This window comes from Pseudoalteromonas sp. OFAV1, from assembly GCF_021532595.1.
GTDB classification, from domain to species: Bacteria; Pseudomonadota; Gammaproteobacteria; order Enterobacterales; family Alteromonadaceae; genus Pseudoalteromonas; species Pseudoalteromonas lipolytica_C.
The window spans coordinates 117,266-130,837 of the sequence record NZ_JAKGBG010000008.1; the positions used below are offsets into that span (position 1 = coordinate 117,266).

The following is a 13,572-nucleotide window of genomic DNA, read 5'->3' on the forward strand; positions in this document are numbered from 1 at the left end:
TATGCATCCGGTTTTAGAAAAAGCAAAGCAGTTAAAACAACAACTTAATTGGTCGTTGATATTTGGTGTGAGCTTTTTTTTAGTCGTGGTTTTTGGTCTAGTAAAAATCACGACAGGTGTGTCTGACTGGTTAGTTGAAAATAAAGATGCGCAAATAAAGCATTTATCGGTATTAGGACAACCCAAATATACAGATGAAAAAGCGATTATTGGCGCAATAAAAAAAGCGGATTTATCGAGTTTTTTTGAATTAGACGTGAAACATGTGCAACGCTTGGTACAAAGTTTACCTTGGGTTGCGACAGCTTCAGTAAGAAAGCAATGGCCAGATACTCTGCAAGTATACGTAGTAGAGCATCAAGCAGTTGCGCACTGGAATAGTGGAGCGCTTTTAAATCAATCAGGTGAGGTGTTTGAAGCAACTAGCGATAAGCTACCAGATACACTTCCTCAGCTTTATGGCCCAGAGGGAAGTGAAATTGAAGCCTGGACAGCATTTCGTCAATTTCAAGAAATGCTTAAGGTCAATAATTTAGAGCTGACAAGTTTAGCGCTTTCAGAGCGCTTTTCATGGCAGTTATGGCTTGATAACGGCATTCGCCTGAATTTAGGTCGTAAAGAAAAAGCAAAGCGTGTACAGCGTTTTATTGATGTGTATCCGCGCATGGAACAACGTGCAGATGCACAAATTGATGTTGTTGATTTACGGTACGATACCGGTCTTGCAGTGAGCTGGAAGCCACTTCAAGAAGAGCAATTAGAAAATAAGAGTAAGGCATGACTAAGTCAGCAGAAAGAAACCTAGTGATTGGATTAGACGTTGGCACATCAAAAGTAGTAGCCACCGTTGGTGAGATCACCGCAGATAATAAACTCAGTATTGTGGGTGTTGGCAGCCAAGTATCGCATGGTATGGATAAAGGCGGCGTTAACGACCTTAACCTTGTTTCTGAATCGATTCGTCGTGCTATTGACGAAGCGGAGTTGATGGCTGATTGCCGTATCAGCTCTGTTTACTTAGGTATATCTGGTAAACATATTCAATGTCAGAATGAAAGCGGTGTGGTTGCAATCAATAACACTGAAGTGACTGATGAAGACATCGAGAATGTAATTCATATCGCGCGTTCAGTGCCTATTTCGGCTGAACGCAAAATGTTACATGCTCTGCCACAAGAATACAGCATCGACATGCAAGAGGGGATTAAAAACCCATTAGGTATGAGCGGTGTACGTATGGAAGCCCGTGCACACATTATTACTTGCTCGAACGATATGGCAAAGAATATTGAAAAGTGTGTTGAACGTTGTGGCCTTGAAGTCGATCAGTTGATCTTTACGGCTCTGGCATCATGTTACTCAGTACTAACGGATGATGAAAAAGAGTTAGGTGTCGCTGTATTAGATATTGGTGGTGGTACAATGGACATCACTATTTATATCAATGGTGCGCTGCGTCATTCGGCTGTTATTCCGGTTGCTGGTAACCAAGTGACTGGTGATATTGCAAAAATATTTAGAACACCTATATCACATGCAGAGTCACTCAAAGTACAATACGCATGTGCAAGCAGCCAAATGGCAAGCAATGAAGACACTATTGAAGTACCAAGTGTAGGTGGACGTCCAGCGCGAATCATGTCGCGTCATACTTTATCTGAGGTTGTTGAACCTCGTTTTAGAGAATTATTTGAGTTGGCGATGGAAGAAATACGCCGCTCAGGTTTAGAAGACCAGATTGCTGCAGGTCTCGTCATTACAGGCGGAACAGCAAAAATGACTGGCGCAATGGAAGTGGCAGAAGACATTTTCCAAATGCCGGTCAGAATTGGCAAACCAATCGGGATTGTTGGTTTGACAGATTATGTAGATGATCCTTCGTACGCGACCGCGGTTGGTTTGTTACAATACGGCCGTACAATGCAATCGATGAATGCACAAAAGTCGAAAGCGGAAGGTGATAATAATTGGTGGAACCGTATTACTAAATGGTTCCAAGGTGAGTTTTAAGACTCAAGTCGGAGAGTAAACATGTTTGATATGATGGAACAGCACAGCGAAGAAGCTGTCATTAAAGTAATTGGCGTGGGCGGTGGCGGCGGTAACGCTGTTGAGCACATGGTAAAACAACAAATTGAAGGCGTACGTTTCATTGCTGCGAATACGGATGCACAAGCATTACGTAATTCGTCGGCTGATGTAACTGTACAGCTAGGCACACAAATCACCTCAGGCTTAGGTGCGGGGGCGAACCCTGAAGTAGGTCGAAACTCAGCAGAAGAAGACGCTGAGACAATTCGTGCCAGCCTTGAAGGTGCTGACATGGTATTTATCGCTGCCGGTATGGGCGGTGGTACAGGTACCGGTGCTGCACCAGTGGTTGCTAAAATTGCTAAAGAGTTAGGTATTTTAACGGTTGCTGTAGTAACTCGTCCGTTTGACTTTGAAGGTAAGAAACGTGCGGCAGCAGCTGAACAAGGCATTAATGAGTTGTCAGAAATTGTAGACTCGCTTATTACAATTCCGAACAATAAATTGCTTAAAGTTTTAGGTAAAGGCACTACACTATTAGATGCCTTCGCAAAAGCAAACGACGTTTTATTTGGTGCGGTACAAGGTATTGCAGAGCTAATTACACGTTCAGGTCTGATCAACGTGGATTTCGCCGACGTACGTACAGTTATGTCAGCGATGGGTACTGCGATGATGGGCACTGCATCAGCGTCTGGTCCTGACCGTGCACAAGAAGCGGCAGAAGCAGCTATTTCAAGCCCATTACTTGAAGATGTCGATTTAACCGGTGCTAAAGGTATCCTGGTTAATATCACAGCAGGTATGGATATTGCGATTGAAGAATTTGAAATTGTAGGTAATCACGTTAAGGCACTTGCATCAGAAAACGCAACAGTGGTTGTTGGTGCGGTAATTGACCCTGAAATGAGTGATGAACTACGCGTAACAGTTGTTGCAACAGGTTTAGGCGGCGATCGTCGTCCACAGTTTGGAATTGTTGATAATGGCTTTAAGAAAGCATCAGGCTCTGATGTACATAGCTCAATGAACCAAACGACTAGCAGCATGTATGTACCAAGCTTTGCAAGTCAAGGCAGCAGCGATGATGTAAGCATGTCTGCTGCACCTGAAAAGCAAGAGCCAGTACAACAAAGCACAGCGAGCAGCTCAGTTTCTAGCAGCACTGAGATCAGCAAAAAGTCTGATAAATCAGAAGGTGGCGATTATTTCGACATTCCTGCTTTCCTAAGAAAGCAAGCTGACTAAGACAGATTTTGTTGGTAATTTTGTTCGATAAATAAACAAATTGGCAGCTGAATGTATTTATGATACAATTTGCCGTCTAACTGTAACTATAAGTGAGCGAACCTATGATTAAACAGCGTACGATTGCAGAAGTAGTCAAAGCCATAGGAATTGGACTTCATAAAGGTGAGAAGGTCACTATTACTCTCCGACCTGCGAGCGCAAATACTGGGATTGTATTTCGTCGCGTAGACCTTGATCCGGTTGTTGATTTTGAAACAACACCTGAAGCCGTTGGTGATACGCAATTGTGTACCTGTTTAACAAACAAAGATGGCGTTCGCTTATCAACGACTGAGCACCTTATTGCGGCGGTAGCGGCAATGGGTATTGATAATCTAATTGTTGAATTAGACAGCTCAGAAGTACCTATTATGGATGGTAGTGCATTACCATTCATCTACTTGTTACAAAAAGGCGGCATTAAAGAAGTAAATGCAGCTAAGCGCTTTATTCGTATTAAAGAAAAAGTACGTATTGAAGAAGGCGATAAATGGGCTGAGATCGAACCATACGATGGTTTCCACATCGATTTTGAAATTGCGTTTGATCACCCTGCAATCAATGAAAGCCGCCAACGTATCGGTTTAGATATTACGACGCAAAGCTTCACAGAAGAAATCAGCCGCGCACGTACTTTCGGCTTTATGAAAGATATCGAGTATATGCACGCTAACAACCTAGCATTAGGTGGTAGCATGGATAACGCAGTTGTATTGGATGAGTTTAAAGTACTAAATCCAAACGGCTTACGTTATAGCGATGAGTTTGTTAAACACAAAATCTTAGACTGTGTGGGCGACATGTTTATGACTGGCCACAACATTCTAGGCAAAATCACGGCTTATAAATCAGGCCATGATTTAAACAATAAACTACTTCGTAAAATTATGGCGACTGAGTCAGCATGGGAATGGGCAACATTCGATACCCCAGTGACTATGCCAGCACCAGGCTTAGAAGTAGCGACAGCTTAATCGCAAGCATATTACAGTTATAAAAAATGACGCTTTAAGCGTCATTTTTTTTTAGCTTATAAGCCTAGAATCGCTTCAAGCTCGACCAACTGATTGATTTGATAAGTTGGTTTAATATCTTCTGGTAACTCAACCCCAGGATGTTGCAACCAGCAAGTGTCGATACCAACATTATGACCGCCTAAAATATCGCTAGCAGCGGTATCACCCACCATTAAAATCTGCTCTTTTGGTGGATTACCCATTAATTGGAAAGTATGTTGAAAAATTTCTGGAGCAGGTTTGGCTTTACCGACTAACTCTGAAATAACCAGCCAATCGAACATCTCCTGTAAACCTGTATGCTCTAAACGCTTTTGCTGTAGTTTAGCAAAGCCATTGGTAATAATGCCTAACTTGGCGTGTGGCTTTAATTTGGTTAGTAGTTCAACCGCACCAGGTAGTGGCACACAAATAGAGGCCATAGCGTCTAAAAAGCCATCATTTAAGGTTTTTGCTGGCACATCTAGTCTATTAGCCCACTCTGTAAAGCGGGTGATCTGTAGCTCACTGGCAGTAATTTCGTGCTTTTGATAAGCAACCCAAAGCGGTTTATTAGTTGCTTGGTAATGATGATAATCTGACTCAGTAAATTCTACGCCATAATTGGCGAACATTACCCTGAGGCCTTCAAATGCATTAAAACTAAATAGTGTTTCATCGGCATCGAATAATACGTGGCTATACTTCATGGTTATCCTAATTACTGATTAAACAGGGTAGGGTGTAAAAATGGTGCCATTGCAAGCGTTAGCGCTTGTACATAAGTACTTTCGCGTGTCGCTAAGTGATTGGTCAATAAACCAATAGCGCCACCTTGCTGCTTGATATTAACAGTATTGAATGCATCATCCATTACATCTCCCAGCTCTTTACCGGCCAGTAAGGCATCATAAAAAGGTTGAGGTAAAGGTAGGTTGCTACTGCGGCCAACGCTAAATTGCTGCTTGTTTGCAATCACCACAAAGGCAAAGGTTGCTGCGCCATAACTAAATTGTTCTGCGCCTCCCTCCATTGCGGCATAAAAGTCGGCATCAAAGTGGTTTTGGCAATACTTAACACGGTTTTCAGCGCCGATACGGGTTTCATCTTCACCTAGTGGCTGATCAGGCACACCCGATGGTGCATGCTCACCTTTGCATTCAATGGTATATTCTGGGAAATAAAGACTAAAGACATGTTTAGCCGCGTTAATTTTTACAGGGTTCTTTGAACCGACAATAACACGTAATGTTTTTTTCAAGCTGGCGACTCCATTATTTCGGTTGAGCCAGCAGTGTACCCGAGTGAGTTAAATCGGCAAGTCAACTGGGGCTAAATTTTCAAGTGCGCGCTTTTTCAAAATAATATCTTTGATCAACGGTGTTAAGACCAATTCCATTGCAAGGCCCATTTTACCGCCCGGCACAACAAGCGTGTTTATGCGTGACATAAAACTGCCTTCAATCATGCGCAAATAATAGGGGAAATCTACGTCTTCTATGCCTCGAAAACGGATCACAACAAAACTTTCATCAAGAGAAGGAATATCTTTTGCACTGAACGGGTTAGAGGTATCAACCGTTGGCACCCGTTGGAAGTTTATATGTGTTCGTGAAAACTGAGGGGTAATATGGTTAATGTAATCATCCATACTGCGCACAATTGAGCCCATGACAGCTTCGCGCGAGTGACCTCGTTCAGAGGTATCGCGGATCAATTTTTGGATCCACTCAAGGTTGATAATTGGCACCATGCCAATTAACAGGTCAACATGTTTGGCAACATCATGATTTTCATCAACAGCACCGCCATGCAGACCTTCATAAAACAACATATCGGTATTGGGTGCTAAGTCTTGCCAAGGCGTAAAAGTCCCCGGCAATTGATTATAAGGAACTGCTTCATCAAAGGTATGTAGGTAGCGCCTTATTTTTCCTTGGCCTGTTTCACCATAATGATAAAAAAGCTCCTCAAGGGCACCAAAATCGTTAGCTTCTCGGCCAAAATAGCTAATATGCTTGCCTTCTTGTTGTGCTTCACGGACCTTTTTATCCATTTCTGGACGTGTATAACGATGAAAGCTATCTCCTTCAATAAAGGCTGCATCAATATCTAAGCTTCTAAAAATATGCTTAATGGCATTGGTTGTGGTGGTGGTGCCAGCACCAGATGAGCCTGTAATTGCGATGATAGGGTGTTTAGCTGACATAATTATTCTCGTTATTTGTTGATACCAATCGACTTAAATATTGAAACATTCTAGCGCGCAGGCAGAATGGTCAGTAACTTAACACGATTGGTGTAGCGTGCATAAAATCAATCAGTCGAAACTGATAAAAAACGAACACTCCCTAGTTATAAAGGTCGAGCATGGTAAGGTCAAGTGACTGTCAGATTAATTAGCGCTATCATGGCATATAAAAATTAAAAGAGAGAACCCTATGAAATTGATTTCGTCTTTACTTTTCGTCGCCGCAGGGACATTTTTTACTAGTCACGTAAATGCTGCGATGCCAAAAAGCGAAATACTACTTGCTGATTTTGACACTCCTTACGGTATGAAAGTCTCTCGGATAACCGATAATAAAAGTTACAACAATCAGCCATTTTTAGTTGATTCAGGGCTGTATTACACCCATGAGGTTATTGCTGAAACTGGACAGTCACAAACAGATATTGTGTTTTATAACTTTGCTACAAAAACTAGCGTGAATATAACCAATACGGCTGTTAGTGAATATTCACCAACTTTAATGCCAAATCAGCAGGCTCTCTCAGCAATCGTTGTCGAAGAAGATGGCAAACAAAAGTTATGGCAATATCCGCTTGCTAATGAGCAAACTGCAAGCCGTATTTTTGAATGGATTGAACCTGTTGGCTACCATGCATGGGGTGCTGAAAACGACCTAATTATGTTTATTTTAGGTGAACCACATACCTTGCAGTACACGAGTATTGCAGCCGCTAAACCGCGAGTAATTGCAGCTGATATTGGCCGTACGTTAGTTTTTGATAAACACACAAACAGTTATTTATTTAGTTATAACAAAGATAATCAACATTGGGTTGCACGCTTTGCGCCGCAAACTGAAGAGGTCAGTGACTTATTTAGGTTACCTGACTCAGTGCAAGATTTTGCTTTAATTGATCAAAACACTTTGGCATATGCGGTTAATAACCGAATTTACAAGCGCAGCCTAACAGAGCCTGAAGTGGTATCACAATGGCTTGATTTAAGGCGTTTTTGTGAAGGATCAATTTCGCGTTTAAATTATAAACATAACAAACTGGCATTTGTGTGTAATAAATGAGTAACGGTTTTACACTGATTGCTGTACTGTGACTAATAATTAACGCTATTGATAAGGGACGCATTTGTCTTTTTCTGCCGAACAACTTAGTGTACAGCTGGTTAAAGCGGGCTGTCGCAGTAATTTTAAAATTAAGAATATTAACGAATTTATGCCTGCAAACTCAAAAGAAGCTTTTTATGTTCATGAGCAAAGTGGCCAAGCTAAAATCGTTATTAGACCAATTTTTGAAGTATTTAGTGCTGACTTTGATGCAATCGAAGGTATTACGCGTGTTAAAGACTATTTTCACAGCAGTGAAATGACACGCTTTCCAACGCGAATTTATAAAAGTGCGCATCCCATTCATTATGGTATCGCATTTAAAGTCACTTCCTCTGAAGCGGCTGAGCAATTTATAAATAAATTAAGCGCTATTTTGGCGCAATAAAAAGGGCCACATTGTGGCCCTTTTTGCATCTAGTAGGGTTAGCGTTTAAGGAAGCTATTTACTGAACTTAACTCACGTTTTTTCAGTGCAATACAATCATTAACGCTTTCTTCAAGCTTACTAAGAGAGCGAGCATATCCTGGTACTTCAGTGATTTTATCATTGAAGAAGGTTTTGGTTTTCTCTAGGCTTTGTGCATCACAGCTTGCGGTAGTGAAGAACGGCAAGTTTGGTACAAAGAACGGTGGTAAGTTCTTAGTGATCGCATCGTAATTGTTGTAAATCCATTCAATAAACAGTGCTTCACGTTCTTTACCATAGCCTAAACCACCTAACAGCGTGCGCATATCTGAGGCTGTTACGTCATCAGTTAAGCTGTATTCAAGTACTGCTTTTTGTAGCTCTGGTTTACCAAAGTAACCCATTGCTGCCAGCATCTTAGTACGTACTTGTGGATCTTTGGTGGTTTTAAAGGTTTGCTTGTACTTTTCAAGTAACTTCGCATCACCATGGTAAGCAGCAAGATTTAAGTAAGTTGATGCTAAGTATGGGTCTACATTTTCAGGATTATTTAAGTAAAGTGCTGCTTGCGCTTTTGCGGTATCAATTACTTTTTGATCTTCACCATCAAAACCTAAACGCGTAATCACTTGCGCACGTAATTGTGATACTGCCGCGTCTTCATCTGCTTTTGCTGTTAAACCATATTGCTTAGCGGCAGGAGCAATGCTGTTACGGATAAACTTAGGCCATAAATCACGGTTGCTGTCGTCTTCGAATACACGTTTTTGAGAAGCTAGGTAACCTAATGCTGTGTTTGCTACTAATGGGTGAGCATCACTCACAAAGGCTTCTAAAGTTTGCATTAAGTGAGCGGCAGAAATAACACCTGCATCAAGTAATGAATCAACAGCAGAAAGCAGCGCTAAGCGCTCACGCACCGTTAGCTTATCTGCTGCATTCTCTAATAGAGCATTGAACTGTGCATCATCTAATACCCAACGGTAATAGCCCATTGCACCTTGATCTGGGTAGATCCACTCAGGCTCAAAGTCGAGAGTCAGTTGCTGTGTTTCTTTGTTAAGCAGCACACTTGCGGTTTTAACTTTGTCGCCCGCACCATACTTAATCGCAACCGGAACATTCCAAAGTTGTGCAGGTGCATCAACGCCAGCATTTACAAAACGGCTTTGGCTGATATTAATTTTTTTACCATCTTGCGTTACTTTGATAAGTGGGAAAGATGATTGTTCGATAAACGATTTTAGAACACTGGCTACATCTTTATTAGACGCTTCGCCTAGTGCTTGCCATAGATCCGCGGCTTCTGCATTCTTATACGAGAATTTCTTCAAGTAAGCGCGAATACCTTGCTGGAATGCCTCTTCGCCAATCCAGTTTTCAACCATAGATAAAACTGCACTACCTTTGCTGTAGGCAAGGCCAAGGCCATCCATAATGTCAGCTTCAGTTTTGATTGGTTTACGAATAGGCTTGGTACTTAAACGTGCATCTAAGGCCATTACATAATTTTGTGGTAAATCTAAGTGCGACTCAAACTCAGGGTTAATTTGTGCTGTGATTTTCGCTGCCATCCAGCTTGCGAACGCTTCGTTTAACCATAAGTCATTCCACCATTTCATGGTCACTAGGTTACCGTACCATTGGTGGGCTAACTCATGGGCAATAATTGATACATTACGCTCTTTTTTGCTGCGCGTTGCTGTCGCTAGGTCTACCAGTAAAATGTCTTCACGGTAAGTCACTAAGCCTGCATTTTCCATCGCGCCAAATGGGAACTCTGGTACTGCCACTGAGTCTAGTTTTTTGTAAACGTAAGGAATGCCAAAATAATCTTCCAGTGCTTTTAACACGCGAGGCATATTTTCTTTTGCGTAATCAGCAAGGTGAATTTTACCTTGTGGAGTCAGTACACGGCCAGGGATCGGCATGCCTTTAACTTCAAGCTCTTCAAACGGGCCTACAGCCATGGCGACTAAATAAGAAGGAATAGGCGGCGTTTTATCAAAAAAGTGTGTTGTCATATCACCATCAACTTTGGTTTTTAATACCGGTGTGTTGGCATACACTTTTTGTGATGTTGGCGCTGTGATTGTTAGCTGAAAAGGTATTTTATAACTAGGCTCGTCAAAAACGGGAAATGCACGACGAGCATCACTCATTTCAAATTGGGTGAAAAGGTAAGGCGTACCTTGGTCTAAGGTTTTATATAAACCAACACTTTGACGGTTATAAGGTGCGGTAAAATCAACTTTTAAAGTGTATTTACCAGGCTGAATTTTTTCTTCACACGCGAATTTAACTTTGCCTGTTTTTAGCATTTCAGCGCTTAGGTCGCAGTTTTCTGCACCTAAAATTTTCGCCATACTAACGGCATAATCAATACCGTTTAATTCGATGTAATTCGTTGCTTTTAGAACTTCTAAAGCAATTTCGGTATGACCAGAAAAATTGTCTTTTGCAGGATCAAGCGTTAGTGCTACTTGTTGTGAGCTAGGCTTGGCAAGCTTTTCGATAACATATTCATTGGCATGGGCAGAGCTAACAGCAAGTGCAACACTTACCGTTAATAGGCTTTTTAAGAACATAAATATCCCTGATTTTTTGTTGTTAGAAAGGCACCTGCTATGAGGGGCGAATCACCATGCTATCAGGTTTTAATTTGAACAGTAATAAATAGTTAGTAACAAAGTTTGTCAGTTAATTATGGCGGTCGATGAAACGTTGCCAATGCAGTTGCGGGTTTATTTGTCGGACGTTTTGTAACACGGCATTTAATAACGGCATATCAGTAAAGCGTTGCTCGTTGAAATCTTTAAAACCAAGTAAGTAGTTAAAAGCATCTTTGCTGTTTGCTTGCAGGGCATGAATTCGCACTTGTTGTTCGAAGTTAAGCCGTAAGCTGCTAATTGCGGTTTTCATACCTTGTTGATCAACATTTGGAATCGCGCATTTTTGTAAATAACCAGCTCGCTCACCTTCGCCAGAAAACCAAATACGTACTTTTTCGCTATAGCGACCTGATTTAGCGGGTAAATCAAACATTAGTCGTTGCTGGTTTTGCTCGTTTAAAAAGTCTAAGTACTGATCAAGTCCTGCATCGAGTAATGCATTATGAATAGGCACATAGCGGGGCTTGATCTTGCCATGAGTATGAAAGTCAAAGCAGCGAATGCCATCAAGGGTCACTATATTATCAAGAGTTAAATGGCCAATTTCATCACTGTAGGCACCGGTGTAATAAGCAAATAAAGGTAGCCAAAAATGCCAATGCTTAGCTTGTTCACGAACTAAACGCTGATCACCATAGATGTAACCATTATACAGGGTATGTAATTCCATGGCCGAAAAGGGCCTACGACCAAGATGGGACTTCAACCTAAAACCTTGATAATAAAGATGTGTCCAGAAGAGTATACCTGATAAGTATCAAGTTTCCAGCTTAACGACACAGCCATAAAAGTAGCCGTGTCGTTGTAAGCTCAAGGATTGGAGTTAATCGCAAAGTGCTTTAGCTAGACCAACAGGTTCGATTTCAACGCATACTTGATCATCGTTCCAGTTTAAACCAACTAGCGCATCATCTTCGTTTAGGTCTTCAACCCATTCGTCCAAAAATTCATCTAGGCCAATTTCGACTGGCGTATAGTCTTGCCACTCGTCTTTACATTGTGCTTTTGCTGCGTCTTCAGTGCCCCAAAGTAATAGCACATCAGTGTCGCTAAATTGGTTTGATTCACAGACAACAAAACCACCATCTTCGGCACCCAGTGCCCACATAGATTCGTTCAAGCGAACTTTTTCAACAAAGCTAACTAATTCTGATTCAATTTCGATATCGCTCATTTGCGTAACCCTTATCTTTATTTTCGTGGATCTGTTTGTTGTACCGCCGCGTTATCTGCAAATTTATGATAAAACTCTACTAAGTGTGTTAGTTGACTAAAATCAGTTAATTCACGAAAGCGGATCCAATCTAGCAAGCAGTATAAACTGATGTTGAGGTATTCACAGCTTTTAAATACTGGCTCAGATAAATGATCATTTAAATAGGCTAATGTTTCAGCAATTCGTTCGTTTTGTAAATTAAAAAACAATTTATCGTCGTGGGTATTAAATCCAGAGCGCTGGCAAAGTAACATTTCTACGAGTGAATCATTGCAAGCATTAATAATGGTTAAATAATTTTCTTGTTGCCAACTGAGTAATGTTTGATCTGTATTTTCTAACAAGTAGCGAATAATTGAGTTTGAGTCAAAAACATGAAAGCCTTTATCAATTAACACAGGAATTTTTCTAGCCGGATTATGAGCAATCATGGTTTTACGGTCTTGCTCAGAGAAAATATCTAGGTTTATAAATTCAAGAGCTTGCTTATTGAGTGCAGCCCAAATACGAATACGGCGCACAAAAGGTGAGGTGGTCGAGCCTAAAAGTTGCATTTTGAGATCCTTCGCAAAAAAAAGCCGCTGGTTAGGCGGCTTTCAAATATTCGTATGAAATCAGTCAGTACGGCTTGTTACTTCAAGCAGGTGGTAACCGAACTGTGTTTGGACCGGACCTTGTACTTGGTTAATGGGAGCTGAAAAAACCACTTTATCAAACTCAGGTACCATCATGCCTGGACCAAACTCACCTAGTGCGCCACCATCTTGCCCCGATGGGCAATTAGAGTGAGCGCGCGCAAGTTCTGCAAAATCAGCGCCCTGTTCAATTTGCTGTTTTAAATCTAAACAGTGAGCTTCACTGTCTACGAGAATGTGTCTTGCACTGGCTACTGCCATAACATCTCCCTACTATGTGTTTTAGTATTAAATTACTAGTTTAGTTCAATATTTACTGAACGAAAAATTAAATTTATTTTGCAGCTAATTCTGCTTCAATCGCATCACGTAACTCTTTAGATTCTGGCTTGGTTTTACTGTTGAAGCGCTGCACTGTCTTACGGTCTGCAGACACTAAGTATTTGTAAAAGTTCCAGTTAGGTGAGCTGGTTACTTCGTTTAAGTGTTTAAATATAGGGTTTGCATCACTACCGCGAACAGCACTGGTAGCCATCATATTAAAAGTCACCCCATAGTTAATAAAACAAACTTTTGCTGTATCTTTTTCATCGTCTTCTTCTTGAAAGAAGTCATCAGAAGGAAATCCTAATACAACTAACCCGCGGTCTTTGTATTCCTTATGGATGGCTTCTAAGCCTTCAAACTGACCGGTAAAACCACAATTACTTGCGGTATTGACGATCAATAGCGGCTTGTCTTTAAATTCACAAAAGTTAATTGATTCTTTTGAGCGCAATTTTCGTAATGTAACGTTGGTGAAATCGTCGCATTGGCTAGTTGATTTTGCTGTTGGCGTGACTTCTGTGGTTTGTGCTGCAAGGTTTGTTGTAATTAGACCTGCTGCAAGTAACAAAGCATATTTATACATACTAATTTCCCGCTAGTTATTTGTGATGAATATACGCTAATATGCGAAAAAGTGATCATTT

At 41.1% G+C, this 13,572-nt stretch carries 15 protein-coding genes; 6 read left to right on the plus strand and 9 right to left on the minus strand.

Annotated features, from left to right (window positions below):
- Position 1 precedes the first annotated feature (1 nt).
- The 4 genes from L1267_RS06960 (at position 2) to lpxC (ending at position 4,295) form a co-directional block, all read left to right on the plus strand.
- Positions 2–781 carry a cell division protein FtsQ/DivIB gene (locus L1267_RS06960; RefSeq protein ID WP_135923498.1) on the plus strand — a complete coding sequence of 260 codons (780 nt, stop codon included), beginning with the start codon at positions 2–4 and terminating at the stop codon, positions 779–781.
- Positions 778–2,010 (plus strand): cell division protein FtsA, encoded by a 1,233-nt coding sequence (ftsA, locus tag L1267_RS06965; RefSeq protein ID WP_036971185.1) that lies wholly within the window; start codon positions 778–780, stop codon positions 2,008–2,010. The genes L1267_RS06960 and ftsA overlap by 4 nt, the downstream gene beginning before the upstream one ends.
- 21 nt (positions 2,011–2,031) lie before the next feature.
- Positions 2,032–3,279 (plus strand): cell division protein FtsZ, encoded by a 1,248-nt coding sequence (ftsZ, locus tag L1267_RS06970; RefSeq protein WP_235382446.1) that lies wholly within the window; start codon positions 2,032–2,034, stop codon positions 3,277–3,279.
- 104 nt (positions 3,280–3,383) lie between these two features.
- A complete protein-coding gene (lpxC, locus tag L1267_RS06975; RefSeq protein ID WP_135923500.1) occupies positions 3,384–4,295 on the plus strand; it encodes a UDP-3-O-acyl-N-acetylglucosamine deacetylase in 912 nt (303 codons plus the stop codon).
- 56 nt (positions 4,296–4,351) lie between these two features.
- On the opposite strand, the gene yjjG is transcribed toward lpxC, so the two are convergent.
- From yjjG to L1267_RS06990, 3 genes are read right to left on the minus strand one after another with little or no spacing between them, the layout of a single operon-like run.
- Positions 4,352–5,026 carry a pyrimidine 5'-nucleotidase gene (gene yjjG / locus L1267_RS06980; RefSeq protein ID WP_235382447.1) on the minus strand — a complete coding sequence of 225 codons (675 nt, stop codon included), beginning with the start codon at positions 5,024–5,026 and terminating at the stop codon, positions 4,352–4,354.
- Positions 5,027–5,037: 11 nt separating this feature from the next.
- Complete coding sequence (gene yjjX / locus L1267_RS06985; RefSeq protein WP_235382448.1) at positions 5,038–5,577, minus strand: inosine/xanthosine triphosphatase; 540 nt, start codon at positions 5,575–5,577, stop codon at positions 5,038–5,040.
- Positions 5,578–5,625: 48 nt separating this feature from the next.
- Positions 5,626–6,525 (minus strand): phosphoribulokinase, encoded by a 900-nt coding sequence (locus L1267_RS06990; protein ID WP_135923503.1) that lies wholly within the window; start codon positions 6,523–6,525, stop codon positions 5,626–5,628.
- A gap of 232 nt (positions 6,526–6,757) precedes the next feature.
- Between L1267_RS06990 and L1267_RS06995 the strand changes: the two genes are divergently transcribed.
- Together L1267_RS06995 and L1267_RS07000 are read left to right on the plus strand one after the other, a co-directional pair.
- Positions 6,758–7,627, plus strand: a complete 870-nt coding sequence (locus tag L1267_RS06995; RefSeq protein WP_135923504.1) for a hypothetical protein — start codon at positions 6,758–6,760, stop codon at positions 7,625–7,627.
- Positions 7,628–7,691: 64 nt separating this feature from the next.
- On the plus strand, positions 7,692–8,057 hold the full coding sequence (locus L1267_RS07000) for a hypothetical protein (protein ID WP_199526632.1): 366 nt from the start codon (positions 7,692–7,694) through the stop codon (positions 8,055–8,057).
- A gap of 38 nt (positions 8,058–8,095) precedes the next feature.
- On the opposite strand, the gene L1267_RS07005 is transcribed toward L1267_RS07000, so the two are convergent.
- From L1267_RS07005 to L1267_RS07030, 6 genes are all read right to left on the minus strand, one after another.
- Positions 8,096–10,666 (minus strand): M1 family metallopeptidase, encoded by a 2,571-nt coding sequence (locus L1267_RS07005; RefSeq protein WP_235382449.1) that lies wholly within the window; start codon positions 10,664–10,666, stop codon positions 8,096–8,098.
- Positions 10,667–10,778: 112 nt separating this feature from the next.
- The gene (locus tag L1267_RS07010; RefSeq protein WP_135923507.1) at positions 10,779–11,456 is read right to left on the minus strand and encodes a hypothetical protein; all 678 of its coding nucleotides are present in this window, start codon (positions 11,454–11,456) and stop codon (positions 10,779–10,781) included.
- 117 nt (positions 11,457–11,573) lie between these two features.
- On the minus strand, positions 11,574–11,924 hold the full coding sequence (locus L1267_RS07015; protein WP_054552718.1) for a DUF2750 domain-containing protein: 351 nt from the start codon (positions 11,922–11,924) through the stop codon (positions 11,574–11,576).
- A gap of 17 nt (positions 11,925–11,941) precedes the next feature.
- On the minus strand, positions 11,942–12,520 hold the full coding sequence (locus tag L1267_RS07020; protein WP_135923508.1) for a glutathione S-transferase family protein: 579 nt from the start codon (positions 12,518–12,520) through the stop codon (positions 11,942–11,944).
- A gap of 60 nt (positions 12,521–12,580) precedes the next feature.
- Positions 12,581–12,862, minus strand: a complete 282-nt coding sequence (locus L1267_RS07025) for a peptidylprolyl isomerase (protein WP_054552716.1) — start codon at positions 12,860–12,862, stop codon at positions 12,581–12,583.
- A gap of 73 nt (positions 12,863–12,935) precedes the next feature.
- Entirely contained in the window at positions 12,936–13,511 is a 576-nt protein-coding gene (locus L1267_RS07030; RefSeq protein WP_235382450.1) for a glutathione peroxidase, read from the minus strand.
- Between the last annotated feature and the right edge of the window lie 61 nt (positions 13,512–13,572).

Excerpts from the sequence above, each read along its gene's own strand:
- L1267_RS06960 (WP_135923498.1), top strand. The coding sequence starts at position 2 with ATGCATCCGGTTTTAGAAAAAGCAAAGCAGTTAAAACAACAACTTAAT.
- ftsA (WP_036971185.1), top strand. The coding sequence starts at position 778 with ATGACTAAGTCAGCAGAAAGAAACCTAGTGATTGGATTAGACGTTGGC.
- ftsZ (WP_235382446.1), top strand. The coding sequence starts at position 2,032 with ATGTTTGATATGATGGAACAGCACAGCGAAGAAGCTGTCATTAAAGTA.
- lpxC (WP_135923500.1), top strand. The coding sequence starts at position 3,384 with ATGATTAAACAGCGTACGATTGCAGAAGTAGTCAAAGCCATAGGAATT.
- yjjG (WP_235382447.1), bottom strand. The coding sequence starts at position 5,026 with ATGAAGTATAGCCACGTATTATTCGATGCCGATGAAACACTATTTAGT.
- L1267_RS06990 (WP_135923503.1), bottom strand. The coding sequence starts at position 6,525 with ATGTCAGCTAAACACCCTATCATCGCAATTACAGGCTCATCTGGTGCT.
- L1267_RS06995 (WP_135923504.1), top strand. The coding sequence starts at position 6,758 with ATGAAATTGATTTCGTCTTTACTTTTCGTCGCCGCAGGGACATTTTTT.
- L1267_RS07005 (WP_235382449.1), bottom strand. The coding sequence starts at position 10,666 with ATGTTCTTAAAAAGCCTATTAACGGTAAGTGTTGCACTTGCTGTTAGC.
- L1267_RS07015 (WP_054552718.1), bottom strand. The coding sequence starts at position 11,924 with ATGAGCGATATCGAAATTGAATCAGAATTAGTTAGCTTTGTTGAAAAA.
- L1267_RS07020 (WP_135923508.1), bottom strand. The coding sequence starts at position 12,520 with ATGCAACTTTTAGGCTCGACCACCTCACCTTTTGTGCGCCGTATTCGT.
- L1267_RS07025 (WP_054552716.1), bottom strand. The coding sequence starts at position 12,862 with ATGGCAGTAGCCAGTGCAAGACACATTCTCGTAGACAGTGAAGCTCAC.
- L1267_RS07030 (WP_235382450.1), bottom strand. The coding sequence starts at position 13,511 with ATGTATAAATATGCTTTGTTACTTGCAGCAGGTCTAATTACAACAAAC.